Raw genomic sequence first — 12,610 nt, forward strand, 5'->3', positions numbered from 1 at the left:
CCGCCCGGCGCGCGCGGCGGGCCCCCCCCGCGCGAGCACTGACCGCCGCGTCCGCCCCGGCCGAGGAGCCACCCGGGCGGCGCGGGCCGCGGGGGGGGGGCGCGGTCCGGCGGCACAGATGTAGGGCGCTATGAGGCGCTCTGACGTATATGTCGCATATGTGGTGTGACTCGGGCCACGCGGATTGGGCGTAACACTCCCCGAGGCAGTGCGATGACCTAAGAGGTGACAGCCGAGAGAGGAATACGCCCGTCGACGGCGGCGCTGTATTCCTTCCCTGGCTCAAGCCCGCGCCGTCGGTGACATCCCCAGCCGCCGGTCGTCGGCTCCGGTCCGTTGTCGGGCGGGGCCGGAAGCCCTTCCCATCGTTCCGAGAGGTTGTTCGTGTCGGCCAGCACATCCCGTACGCTCCCGCCGGAGATCGCCGAGTCCGAGTCTGTGATGGCGCTCATCGAGCGGGGTAAGGCTGATGGACAGATCGCCGGCGATGACGTGCGTCGGGCCTTCGACGCCGACCAGATTCCGCCAACCCAGTGGAAGAATGTTCTGCGCAGCCTCAATCAGATCCTCGAGGAAGAGGGTGTGACGCTGATGGTCAGTGCCGCGGAGTCGCCCAAGCGCACCCGCAAGAGCGTCGCTGCGAAGAGTCCGGTCAAACGAACCGTCGCCCCGAAGCCCGTCGCGCCCAAGCCGGCGCCGGTCAAGACGGTCGCGGCCGTCGCCGCGCCGCCCGCCGCCGAGATCGTGGAGGCACCGGCCGAAGAGGCCGCGGCCCCCGCGAAGAAGGCGGCAGCCCCGAAGAAGGCAGCCGCCAAGAAGGCCACGGCGAAGAAGGCCACCGCCAAGAAGACGGTGGCGAAGAAGACCGCGGCCAAGAAGGACGCCGACGAGATCGGTGAGGCCGAGGACCCGGCGGAGGACGCACCGGCGGCCAAGGGCGAGGAGGAGGAGACCGAGGGCGAGGCCAAGGGCTTCGTGCTCTCGGACGACGACGAGGACGACGCGCCCGCGCAGCAGGTCGCCGTCGCCGGCGCCACCGCCGACCCGGTCAAGGACTATCTTAAGCAGATCGGCAAGGTCCCCCTCCTCAACGCCGAGCAGGAGGTCGAGCTCGCCAAGCGCATCGAGGCGGGCCTCTTCGCCGAGGACAAGCTCGCCAGCGCCGACAAGCTCGCACCGAAGCTCAAGCGCGAGCTGGAGATCATCGCCGAGGACGGGCGCCGCGCGAAGAACCACCTGCTGGAGGCCAACCTCCGCCTGGTGGTCTCGCTGGCCAAGCGCTACACCGGCCGCGGCATGCTCTTCCTGGACCTGATCCAGGAGGGCAACCTCGGTCTGATCCGCGCGGTCGAGAAGTTCGACTACACCAAGGGCTACAAGTTCTCCACGTACGCCACCTGGTGGATCAGGCAGGCCATCACCCGCGCCATGGCCGACCAGGCCCGCACCATCCGCATCCCGGTGCACATGGTCGAGGTCATCAACAAGCTCGCGCGCGTGCAGCGCCAGATGCTCCAGGACCTGGGCCGCGAGCCCACCCCGGAGGAGCTGGCCAAGGAACTCGACATGACCCCCGAGAAGGTCATCGAGGTCCAGAAGTACGGCCGCGAGCCCATCTCGCTGCACACCCCGCTCGGCGAGGACGGCGACAGCGAGTTCGGTGACCTGATCGAGGACTCCGAGGCGGTCGTACCGGCCGACGCGGTGAGCTTCACGCTCCTCCAGGAGCAGCTGCACTCGGTGCTCGACACGCTCTCCGAGCGTGAGGCCGGCGTGGTCTCCATGCGCTTCGGCCTCACCGACGGCCAGCCGAAGACGCTGGACGAGATCGGCAAGGTCTACGGGGTGACCCGTGAGCGCATCCGCCAGATCGAGTCCAAGACGATGTCGAAGCTGCGTCACCCGTCGCGTTCACAGGTCCTCCGCGACTACCTGGACTGACAGCGGCTGCCGGGCGATGCCCGGTGCACCTGGCAGGGCCCGGTTCCCCTTTCGAGGGGTTCCGGGCCCGCCGCGTTTCGCGCACGGTGCGGCGGACAGGTTGGATGACTCCGGGTGGATCACTTTTCCACGGAGAGTCAGGAGAACCACATGCTTCGCCCCCTTGCCAGTGCCGATCAGGCCCCGCCCCGCGCCGGGGCCCGGAGGCCCTCTCGTGCGGTCACCGCGGGGCTCGCCGCCCTGACGGCGGCAGCGCTGCTGCCGCTCGCCTTCACCGCCCCGGCCGAGGCGAACAGCGTCGTGGTGGGCGGCAGGCCCGCCTCCACGGCGGATCACCCGTGGGTGGTGGCGCTGGTCAGCCCCGACCGTTTCGGCGCAAGCCGGGCGGGCCAGTTCTGCGGCGGTGTGCTGGTGGGCCCCACGAAGGTGCTCACGGCCGCGCACTGCATGGGGGACGACGTCCTCGGGCAGGGCCCGGACAACATCGGCGACCTGCGTGTGATCGCCGGACGGGACCGTCTCACCGGCACCGGCGGCCGGTCGATCGCCGTGGCCTCGTACGCGGTGGACCCCGCGTATCAGGCGGGCACGAACGAGAACGACATCGCGGTCCTCACGCTGCGCGAGCCGCTGCCCGCGTCCTCGGCCATCAAGCCGGCCGAGCCGGGCGACGCGGCGGCCGCGCCCGGAAGCGCGGCGCAGGTGCTGGGCTGGGGCGACACGACGGGCCGCGGGGACTATGCCGCGTCCCTCCGCTCCTCGCCCGTGACGGTCCTCCCGGACGCGCAGTGCCAGAAGGCCTACTCCGGCGGTGCGACCGGCTCCCGCTACTCGGCGTCGTCGATGCTCTGCGCGGGGGATGCGCGGGGCGGGCACGATGCCTGCCAGGGCGACAGCGGCGGTCCGCTGGTCTCGCAGGGGCGGCTGATCGGCCTGGTGTCGTGGGGGAGTGGCTGCGGGCTGGCCGACGCGCCCGGCGTCTACGCCCGCGTCACGTCCGACCTGCCGCCGGTGGCGGACGCCGTCGGCCGCTGAGAGCTCTCAGGAGCCCCGCGGGCCCGGGCGCCGGCCGCGAAGCCGCGCGCTCCGCGTCCGGTGGCCTCAGGGGCCTCGAAGGGCCGTCCCGGGCCCGCTGGGGAGCGGGAGCCGGCGCCGGGCCCACGAGAACGGGCAGCCGTCACCGCGGAAAGCGGTGACGGCCGCCCGTCGGCCGTCTGCACGGCCCTCGGCTCGTCGTGTGTGATGCGAGGCGTCAGCGCTCCTCGTCACCGGCCACGGCGGGGACCGCCGTGAGTCGGTCGGTCTCGTCCTGTATTTCCGCGGCGATCTTCTTGAGTTCCGGCTCGAACTTGCGCCCGTGATGGGCGCAGAAGAGCAGCTCACCGCCACTGCTCAGCAGGACACGCAGGTAGGCCTGGGCGCCGCATCGGTCGCAACGGTCGCCCGCGGTCAGGGGGCTCGCGGGGGTCAGAACAGTAGTCACGTCGCCTCTTCTCTAGCTCGACGAGCTGTCGTACCAGGGTCAACATCCAACCAGGCCGAAAACGTTCCCGCTCGCGGCCATTCCTCGAAAAAATTCTTCCGAAGTGCTGGAGTGCTGACGGTTGGCGGCGAATGAGCCGTATTGCTGAGCTTTACGGATTTCGCATCGATGTCGGTGGGTGGTGCTGGTCGGTGCTTGTCTTCGGTCCGCCCGGCCGGCTTGCCGGTTGTTGTTGAGGACGTGCCCGGAGCCTAAATGGTTCATGCCTGGAAGGGAACGTGAGCTGTGAGGCATCTCCGCACGCGATCGAACACGCATACGATTGTGAACTAGCATGGCCGCGGACGAGGGTGGCGTGACAACGGCTCTACCAGGCCTCTGTACCCTCTGACCGATGACAGGAGCCGGGCCTTTACCCCACGAGGCCATATCTCAAATTCAGCGAGGAGCGAACCGAGTGACCGCCGATACGTCCGTGCCGTCCACCGCGCTGCTGACAGCGGACCGTGACGGTTCCAACTACACCGCGCGGCATTTGCTCGTTCTTGAGGGTCTGGAGGCCGTACGGAAGCGCCCCGGGATGTACATCGGGTCCACCGACAGCCGGGGCCTGATGCACTGCCTGTGGGAGATCATCGACAACTCCGTCGACGAGGCCCTCGGCGGGTACTGCGACCACATCGAGGTCGTCCTCCACGAGGACGGCTCGGTCGAGGTGAAGGACAACGGCCGGGGCATCCCGGTCGACGTCGAGCCGAAGACCGGCCTGTCCGGCGTCGAGGTCGTCATGACCAAGCTGCACGCGGGCGGCAAGTTCGGCGGCGGCTCGTACGCCGCCTCCGGCGGCCTGCACGGCGTCGGCGCCTCCGTCGTGAACGCGCTCTCCGCGCGGCTGGACGTCGAGGTGGACCGCGGCGGCGCCACGCACGCCGTCAGCTTCCGCCGCGGCGTTCCCGGTATCTTCACCGAGCAGGGCCCCGACGCGCCCTTCGACCCCGCGAGCGGGCTGCTCAAGGGCAAGCGCGTACCCAAGACCCGTACGGGCACCCGCGTGCGCTACTGGGCCGACCGGCAGATCTTCCTCAAGGACGCCAGGCTCTCCCTGGACACGCTGCACCAGCGGGCCCGCCAGACGGCGTTCCTGGTCCCCGGCCTGACGATCGTCGTCAAGGACGAGCGATTCGTCGAGGGTGCGGGGGCGGAGGGCGGCCGGCCCAGCACCGAGACATTCCACTACGACGGCGGCATCAGCGAGTTCTGCGAGTACCTGGCGCAGGACAAGGGCGTGTGCGACGTGCTCAGGCTCTCCGGCCAGGGCACCTTCAAGGAGACCGTCCCGGTCCTCGACGACCGCGGCCACATGACGCCCACGGAGGTCACGCGGGAGCTGGCCGTCGACATCGCCCTGCGCTGGGGCACGGGCTACGAGACCAATCTCAGGTCCTTCGTCAACATCATCGCCACCCCGAAGGGCGGCACCCATGTCACCGGGTTCGAACGCTCCGTGACGAAGACGGTCAACGAGGTCCTGCGCTCCGCCAAGCTGCTGCGCGTCGCCGAGGACGACATCGTCAAGGACGATGCCCTGGAGGGCATGACCGCGGTCGTCACCGTCCGCCTCGCCGAGCCGCAGTTCGAGGGCCAGACCAAGGAGGTGCTCGGCACCTCGGCGGCCAACCGGATCGTCGCCGGAGTGGTCGCCAGGGAGCTCAAGGAGTTCCTGACCTCCACCAAACGTGACGCCAAGGCGCAGGCCCGCGCGGTCCTCGACAAGGTCGTGGCCGCCGCGCGCACCCGTATCGCGGCCCGCCAGCACAAGGAGGCCCAGCGCAGGAAGACGGCCCTGGAGTCGTGGTCGCTGCCCGCCAAGCTGGCCGACTGCCGCAGCGACGACGTCGACCGCAGCGAGCTGTTCATCGTGGAGGGCGACTCCGCGCTCGGCACGGCGAAGCTCGCCCGCAACAGCGAGTTCCAGGCGCTGCTGCCGATCCGCGGCAAGATCCTCAACGTCCAGAAGTCGTCCGTCTCGGACATGCTGAAGAACGTCGAGTGCGGTGCGATCATCCAGGTCATAGGAGCGGGGTCCGGCCGGACCTTCGACCTCGACGCCGCCCGCTACGGCAAGATCGTTCTGCTGGTGGACGCCGATGTCGACGGCGCGCACATCCGCTGCCTGCTGCTGACGCTGTTCCAGCGGTACATGCGCCCGATGGTGGAGGCGGGCCGGGTGTTCGCGGCCGTGCCGCCGCTGCACCGCGTCGAGCTGGTGCAGCCCAAGAAGGGCCAGGACCGCTACGTCTACACGTACTCGGACGCGGAGCTGCGGCAGACGCTGCTGGAGTTCCAGCGCAAGAACGTCCGGTACAAGGACTCGATCCAGCGCTACAAGGGCCTCGGCGAGATGGACGCGGACCAGCTGGCGGAGACCACGATGGACCCGCGCCACCGCACCCTGCGGCGCATCAACATCAGCGACCTGGACGCCTCGGAGCAGGTCTTCGACCTGCTGATGGGAAACGAGGTCGCCCCGCGCAAGGAGTTCATCAGCAGCTCGGCCGCCACGCTCGACCGCTCCCGTATCGACACCTGAGAAGCGGCGGATCGGCACCTGAGAAGCGGCGGAGCAGCCGCTTCCCCGGCGTCTGCGCCCGGCGGCCCCCCCCCCCCCCCCCCACGCCGGGTGGCGTGGCCCCACCTCGACGGCGCAGCCCCGCGTCCGGCTCCGGGCCGGTCATACGGTGACGCCGGTCCGGCGTCCGGCTCCGGCCCGGCGTCCGGCGTGCGCTCGGGCCCTGCGTCCGCTCGGGGCGGTGCGGTCTCCACCCCCGGGTGGAGACCGGTTCTCCACCTCCGTTCAACCCTGGCGCTGATCCGGTGACCTGCGGTTTCTCCGTACCTTTGGGGTGTCGAACCGCGTCGTCGCCGGAGGAACCGCCATGAATGAAGTGCTGTACGCGCTGGTCGCTGTCGCGGTCATCGCCTTGCTGATCGCGCGCCAGACCAGGCCCCAGCGGATCGGGGGCGGCGGCCGCAGATGGCTGATCGGGCCCGCGGTCATGGTGTTCCTCGGCCTCAAGGAAGGCCATCTCGTCGACACGCACCACGCGGGCCTCTCCGCCGGGCTCCTGGTCGCCGAACTGGTGGTGGGCCTGCTCATGGGTGTCGGCTGGGCCCTCACGAGCCGGGTGTGGACCGATCCCGACGGTTCCGTCTGGTCCCGGGGCACCAAGGCCACCGCGGGCGTCTGGCTCGCGGGCTTCGCCGCGCGGCTCGGGATCATGGGCCTGGGCGCGCTGGCGGGCGTCCAGCAGTCGTACGGGGCGCTGCTGATCGCGCTCGGTGTCTCGTTCGCGCTGCGCGGTCTGCTGCTGAACCAGCGCGCGGGCGCGCTGTCGCCCGGTGCGGGGGCCCCGTACGGTGGCGGCGTGGCCGGCCGGTAGGGGAGGGAGCGCGGATGAGCCTAGGAGTGTGGAACCCGGCATCGCCGGCGGCGAGGACGCCGTGGACGGCGTGGCCCGCGGCGGATGCCCGCGAGCGGGGCCTCGTGGCGCCCTCCCTGCGGATACTGGCGAACCGGCCCGGCAAGTGGCGCGAGATCCTGCTGCGTTCAGTGGTACCCGTCGCGATGATCTACTCCGTGTTCTCCGACCACCGCACCCGCGGCTGGGGCGAGAGTGGCGCGGCGGCCGGAGCGGTCTCCGTCTGCGCCCTGTTGATCTGGGCCTTCATGCGCGCCACCCGGCGCCACGCGCTCCTGCTCTCGCTGAGCTGCGCGGCCCTGCTGCTGGGCGGTGCGGCGCTCGCGCAGTGGCAGGGGTTCTCGGTGGCCGTGGTGATGCTCGCCTTCGGCTGCGCGATCGTCAGCCTCCAGCGGTTGCCGCTCGCGGCGGCCGCGCCGATCGCCGGCGTGGCCCTCGGCGGCTATGCCGTGGCCACCCACGAGACCTGGCTGAGCACGGCCATCACCCTCGCGGGGATCGGGCTCGCCGGGTACGTGATGCGCGTGGAGGCCGAGTCCCGCCACCGCCTGGCCGTCCAGGAGCGGGCGGCGCGGGCGGCCGAGGCCGAGTCGGCGGCCCTGGGCGAGCGGGCCAGGATCGCCCGGGACATCCACGACGTCCTCGCCCACAGCCTCTCCGCTCAGCTGGTCCACCTGGAGGCGGCACGGCTGCGCATCGAGCAGGAGGAGCCGGGCCCGTTCAGGGACCAGATCCTGGAGCGGGTCGTGGCCGCGCGGTCCATGGCGCGCGAGGGCCTCTCCGAGACCCGGCAGGCGTTGTCGGCGCTGCGCGGCGAGATGGCACCGCTGGGGGACTACCTGCGGGAGGTCGCGGCGAGCGACGGGGCGGAGATCGAGGTGGCCGGGACCCCGAGGCCGGTGCCGGCGGAGGCGTCGCAGACGGTGCGCAGGGTGGCCCAGGAGGCGCTGACCAATGTCCGCAAGCACGCGCCGGGCGCGCGCGTACGCATCGATCTCACGTACGGACCCGGCGAGTTGCTCCTGTATGTGCGGGACTGGGGCGGCAAGGGCCTCCCACCGGTGGAGCTGGCCTCCTCCGGTTCCGGATACGGTCTCCTCGGTATGCGTGAACGCGCCGAGCTGATCGGCGGCACGCTCGACGCGGGTCCCGAGGAGAGCGGGGGGAAGGGGTACAGCGTGCGGTTGCGGGTGCCGGCGTGACGGGAGCGGGACGTGCGCGGGGGGAGGGCGGTCCCGCGCGGGTGCTGGTGGCCGACGACCAGGCCGTGGTGCGCGAGGGCATCGTGATGCTGCTGGGGCTGCTGCCCGCCATCGACGTGGTCGGGGCGGCGCGGGACGGCGAGGAGGCTCTCGCGCTCGTCGCCGAACTCGCCCCGGACGCCGTTCTGATGGACCTCAGGATGCCCCGCTGCGACGGTGTCGAGGCGACGCGGCGTATCCGCGCGGAGTATCCGGACACCCAGGTCGTGGTGCTCACCACGTACGCGGACGACGAGTCGCTGTTAGCCGCGCTGGAAGCGGGAGCGCGCGGCTACCTCACCAAGGACGCGGCGGGCGACGAGATCGTCCGCGCGGTGGAGGACGTACTCGCGGGGCAGGCGGGGCTGGCGCCCGCCGTCCAGCGCAGGCTGCTGGAGCGGGTCACCCGGCCGCCGGCCGCCGCCGTGCCCGTCCAGCTGCCCGACGGCCTCACGGCGCGCGAGGCGGAGGTGCTCGGGCTGGTCGCCGAGGGCCTGTCGAACAAGGAGATCGCGGGCCGGCTGCACATCGGGGCCGCCACGGTGAAGACGCACATCAACAACCTCTTCGCGAAGACGGGCGTGCGGGACCGGGCGCAGGCGGTGCGATACGCCTACCAACAGGGACTGATCGAGCCTCCTGGGGCATCTGTCACCTGATGGGGTGAAGCCACCGCGAACCGGGCGTGGCGCCCTGAAGTGGCCGACATGCTTGTCGGACGGCCGGACAGCCGCCTGACAAGGAGATTCGACCGGTGGAGAAGCAGCAAGGGGCCGGGATCGCCGCAGCGCGGCCCGGCGGCCCCTGGAACGGCGCGGAGACTGCGGGCGGGGTGCCGGCCTGGACCCGGGACGAGAGCGGGGCCCCGGCGGCCGGAGCGCGGCGCGCGCGGGACGTCCGCGCCGCGTACACCGCCGCGGACGTCTACCAAGAGGTGCAGCGCAGCGAGGCGTTCCTTGAGGTGCGCGGGCGCTACCGCGGCTTCGTCGTGCCGGCCACCATCGCCTTCCTCGCCTGGTACCTGGCGTATGTCCTGGCCGCCACGCTCGCGCCGGGGCTCATGGCGCGGCCGGTCGCCGGCACGGTGAATGTGGCGATGGCCGCCGGGCTCGCCCAGTTCCTCACTACGTTCGTGCTGGCCTGGGCGTACGCACGGCATGCCCGGCTGAAGCGGGACCGGGCGGCCCTGGAGCTGCGCTGGACCGTGCTCGACCGCGGTGTCGGCAGGGGCGCGGGGCCCGTCTCGTGAGGGGCGCTCACCAGGCCCTGGCGCTCGTGCTGTTCAGCGTGTTCGTCGCGGTCACGCTCGCCATCACGACCTGGGTCAGCCGCCACAGGCGCGGTTCGGCGGAGGAGTTCTACGCGGGCGGCCGGCTGTTCTCGCCGATGGAGAACGGCTTCGCGATCGCGGGCGACTACATGTCCGCCGCTTCCTTCCTGGGCATCTCCGGGGTGATCGCCCTGTTCGGGTACGACGGGATGCTGTACTCGGTGGGCTTCCTGGTGGCCTGGCTCGTGGTGCTGCTCCTCGTCGCCGAACTGGTGCGCAACGTGGGGAGGTTCACCCTCGCGGACGTGGTCGCCGCACGGATGCGGGAGCGGCCTGTCAGGGTGGCGTCCGGCACCGCGTCCGTGACGGTGTCGGTGCTCTACCTGGTGGCGCAGATGGTCGGCGCGGGCAGCCTGGTGTCGTTGCTGCTCGGCGGCTCGGGACCGGCGTCGCGCACCTGGACGGTGATCGGCGTCGGCGCGCTGATGGTCGTGTACGTGACGCTCGGCGGCATGCGGGCGACCACCTGGGTCCAGATCGTCAAGGCCGTACTGCTGATGGCCGGCGCGATCGCGCTGACCGTGCTGGTACTGCTGCGCTTCCACGGCGATGTGAACGCGCTGCTGCTCCGGGCCGCCGCGCACAGCGACTACGGCAGGGAATTCCTCGCTCCGGGGCGGGCGTACGGGGGCGACTGGGCGGCCAGGTTCGACTTCATCAGCCTCGGGCTCGCGCTGGTGCTCGGCACGGCGGGCCTGCCGCACATCCTGTCGCGGTTCTACACGGTGCCGACGGCGCGCGCCGCCCGGCGGTCGGTCGTGTGGTCCATCGGCCTCATCGGTAGCTTCTACCTGATGACGATCGTGCTGGGGTTCGGGGCCGCGGCGCTGGTCGGCTCGGACGCGGTGCGCCGCTCCAACGCGGCGGGAAACACGGCGGTCCCACTGCTGGCACTGGATCTCGGCGGGGGAGCGGGGTCCACCGGAGGCACGGTGCTGTTCGCGGTGGTCGCGGCCGTGGCCTTCGCGACCATCCTGGCGGTGGTCGCCGGGGTCACACTGCCCCCCACGGCCGCGGTCGCGCACGACCTGTACGCGTCGCGCCGGCCCCGCACCCCGAGGAAGCCGAAGAGCCCTGAGAAGCGGCAGCAGTTGAAGGGGTCGGAGAAGCCGGAGGGACTGGAGGCAGCGGAGACGCCGGGGAGGCTGGAGGGAGCGGAGGGGCCCGGGAAGCCGGAAGGAGTGGAGGGGCCCGAGAAGCCGGGGACGGCGGAGGAACCGGAAGACTCGGGGCCGGCCGCGGCCAGGCTCCCGGGGCAGCGGTGGCCTGCGCACGACGGCGCGCGTTCCGCCGAGTCGGGGTCCGGCTCCTCCGGCGGGCGGGCCGTATCGCACAGCGAGGTGACCGTCGCGCGGTTCTCCGCGGCCGGGATCGGGGCCGTCGCCATCGCGCTGAGCCTGCTGGCGCAGGACCTCAATGTGGCGTTCCTGGTGGGGCTCGCGTTCGCGGTGTCCGCGTCGGCCAACCTGCCCGTCCTGCTCTACTCGCTGTTCTGGCGGTCCTTCACCACGCGGGGCGCGGTCTGGTCGGTGTACGGCGGGCTCGTCCCCGCCGTGCTGCTCGTGGTGCTCTCACCGGTGGTCTCCGGCAGTCCCGAAGCGATGTTCCCCGGCGTGGACTTCCATGTGTTCCCGCTGGAGAATCCGGGGCTCGTGTCGATCCCGTGCGGGTTCCTCGCCGGCTGGCTGGGTACGCGGTTCTCCCGGGAGCCCGCGGACCCGGCCGCGTACGCGGAGACCGAGGTGCGTTCGCTCACGGGGGCGGGTGCCGTCTGACACCGGTTGCGTCGAGCCCGGCATCCTCTTACGCCGGTCCGTTCACCGTCGCCATGCTGCGCGGGAACGGACCGGCGTTTCTGTGGGAGGCCCCTGAGGCGGCCTGAGGGCCCCTCGGAATCTCACAGGTAGCGCAAAAAGTTGCGTTGCTTTCTGGTCGCTTGCGTTCGAACCGTCGGGCGTCGGCGGCTGGCCAAAAGGCCCTTGGTGTGCGGGTGGAGGCCTGCCAGGGTCCAGGGTGCAGGGACAAGTGGGTTCTGTCCCAGACGTAGACGACATGGCATTTCTCTGCAACTCTCTGACCGCACTACGCAAAAGACTCCGTACGGCAGTGCAGAAAAGCATGCCGTGGATCGGTATGCGACCAGAGCCGCGCCTCGTGCCCCCGTGCGAGGCCGAGGATCGGAGATCCATGAGATCGCAACGCAGGAGACGGCGGACACTCGCCGCCGTCACGACCACCGGCCTTCTGATGGCCGGCTGGCCGTCGCTCGCCGCGGCGGCCGACGGGCCCGCGGGCGGCGCGAGCGGGCAGGCCGCGGCCGCCACCGCGGCGGCCAGGGCCACCGATGGGGACCAGTCCACCTACTGGGAGGGCCCCGGCAAGGGCGACCAGTCGGTGCAGCGGGACCTCGGGTCGGTCAAGCGCGTCGACAGGGTCACCCTGAAGCTGCCCGCGAACTGGAAGGCCCGCAAGCAGACGCTGTCGATCCAGGGCAGCGAGAACGGCAGCGGCTACGAGACCCTCAAGACGTCGGCCACGTACACCTTCGGTCCCGGTGCGGACAACACGGTGACGATCTCCTTCCCCGCCACGAAGGAGCGCTACATACGCGCCGACATCACGCACAACTCGGCTGGCAGAAAGGCCCAGTTGGCGGAGTTGGACGTGCATGCCACAGCCGCGGCGAGCACCCAGAACCTCGCCCTCGGCAAGACGCTGACGGCCAGCGGCTTCAACGACGTCTACCCGGCCTCCAACGCCAACGACGGGAACCAGTCGACCTACTGGGAGAGCAAGAACAACGCCTTCCCGCAGTGGATACAGGCCGACCTCGGCTCCTCCGTCGCGGTCAACAGTGTCGTCCTCAAGCTGCCCGCCGCCTGGCCCACACGCAACCAGACGCTCTCGGTCCAGGGGTCCGCCAACGGGTCCAGCTTCTCGGACATCGCGGCCTCAAAGTCGTACGCGTTCAACCCGACGTCCGGCAACACCGTGACGATCACCTCCAACTCCACGACCACCCGGTACGTACGGGCGGCCTTCACGGCCAACGACCAGTGGCCCGCGGGCCAGGTCTCCGAGTTCGAGATCTACGGCCCCGCCACCGGTGACACCCAGGCGCCCACCGCCCCCACCG

Annotated in this window: 9 protein-coding genes and 2 pseudogenes; 10 read left to right on the plus strand and 1 reads right to left on the minus strand. The window is 71.1% G+C overall.

Annotated elements, in window-relative coordinates; genetic code table 11:
* Window positions 1–384 precede the first annotated feature (384 nt).
* Entirely contained in the window at window positions 385–1,941 is a 1,557-nt protein-coding gene (locus LCE31_RS14865) for an RNA polymerase sigma factor (protein WP_225014730.1), read from the plus strand.
* A gap of 150 nt (window positions 1,942–2,091) precedes the next feature.
* Window positions 2,092–2,976, plus strand: coding sequence for a S1 family serine peptidase (locus LCE31_RS14870; protein WP_225014731.1), 885 nt, complete (start codon window positions 2,092–2,094; stop codon window positions 2,974–2,976).
* Window positions 2,977–3,193: 217 nt separating this feature from the next.
* Here the strand turns inward: LCE31_RS14870 and LCE31_RS14875 are convergent, their stop codons facing one another.
* Window positions 3,194–3,424 carry a DUF7455 domain-containing protein gene (locus tag LCE31_RS14875; protein ID WP_225014732.1) on the minus strand — a complete coding sequence of 77 codons (231 nt, stop codon included), beginning with the start codon at window positions 3,422–3,424 and terminating at the stop codon, window positions 3,194–3,196.
* Between the two features lie 457 nt (window positions 3,425–3,881).
* On the opposite strand from LCE31_RS14875, the gene LCE31_RS14880 reads away from it, so the two are divergent.
* From LCE31_RS14880 to LCE31_RS14910, 8 genes and pseudogenes are all read left to right on the plus strand, one after another.
* Entirely contained in the window at window positions 3,882–6,014 is a 2,133-nt protein-coding gene (locus LCE31_RS14880) for a DNA gyrase/topoisomerase IV subunit B (protein ID WP_225014733.1), read from the plus strand.
* A gap of 346 nt (window positions 6,015–6,360) precedes the next feature.
* Entirely contained in the window at window positions 6,361–6,864 is a 504-nt protein-coding gene (locus LCE31_RS14885; RefSeq protein WP_225014734.1) for a DUF1453 domain-containing protein, read from the plus strand.
* A 14-nt stretch (window positions 6,865–6,878) separates the two neighbouring features.
* Complete coding sequence (locus LCE31_RS14890) at window positions 6,879–8,105, plus strand: sensor histidine kinase (protein WP_225014735.1); 1,227 nt, start codon at window positions 6,879–6,881, stop codon at window positions 8,103–8,105.
* The gene (locus LCE31_RS14895) at window positions 8,102–8,803 is read left to right on the plus strand and encodes a response regulator (protein WP_225014736.1); all 702 of its coding nucleotides are present in this window, start codon (window positions 8,102–8,104) and stop codon (window positions 8,801–8,803) included. The genes LCE31_RS14890 and LCE31_RS14895 overlap by 4 nt, the downstream gene beginning before the upstream one ends.
* 95 nt (window positions 8,804–8,898) lie before the next feature.
* Window positions 8,899–9,393 carry a DUF485 domain-containing protein gene (locus tag LCE31_RS14900; RefSeq protein ID WP_374118472.1) on the plus strand — a complete coding sequence of 165 codons (495 nt, stop codon included), beginning with the start codon at window positions 8,899–8,901 and terminating at the stop codon, window positions 9,391–9,393.
* Window positions 9,390–10,547 (plus strand): annotated as a pseudogene (locus LCE31_RS41525) (solute symporter family protein); the annotation flags it as partial. The gene LCE31_RS14900 and the pseudogene LCE31_RS41525, both read left to right, overlap by 4 nt.
* A gap of 258 nt (window positions 10,548–10,805) precedes the next feature.
* Window positions 10,806–11,249 (plus strand): annotated as a pseudogene (locus tag LCE31_RS41530) (sodium:solute symporter family transporter); the annotation flags it as partial.
* 412 nt (window positions 11,250–11,661) lie between these two features.
* Window positions 11,662–12,610, plus strand: a 949-nt coding sequence (locus LCE31_RS14910; RefSeq protein WP_225014738.1) for a discoidin domain-containing protein, incomplete at its 3' end; no start/stop codon positions are given.

It is taken from the genome of Streptomyces sp. 8L, from assembly GCF_020176795.1.
Taxonomy (GTDB): Bacteria; Actinomycetota; Actinomycetes; order Streptomycetales; family Streptomycetaceae; genus Streptomyces.

Excerpts from the sequence above, each read along its gene's own strand:
- LCE31_RS14870 (WP_225014731.1), top strand. The coding sequence starts at position 2,092 with ATGCTTCGCCCCCTTGCCAGTGCCGATCAGGCCCCGCCCCGCGCCGGG.
- LCE31_RS14890 (WP_225014735.1), top strand. The coding sequence starts at position 6,879 with ATGAGCCTAGGAGTGTGGAACCCGGCATCGCCGGCGGCGAGGACGCCG.
- LCE31_RS14885 (WP_225014734.1), top strand. The coding sequence starts at position 6,361 with ATGAATGAAGTGCTGTACGCGCTGGTCGCTGTCGCGGTCATCGCCTTG.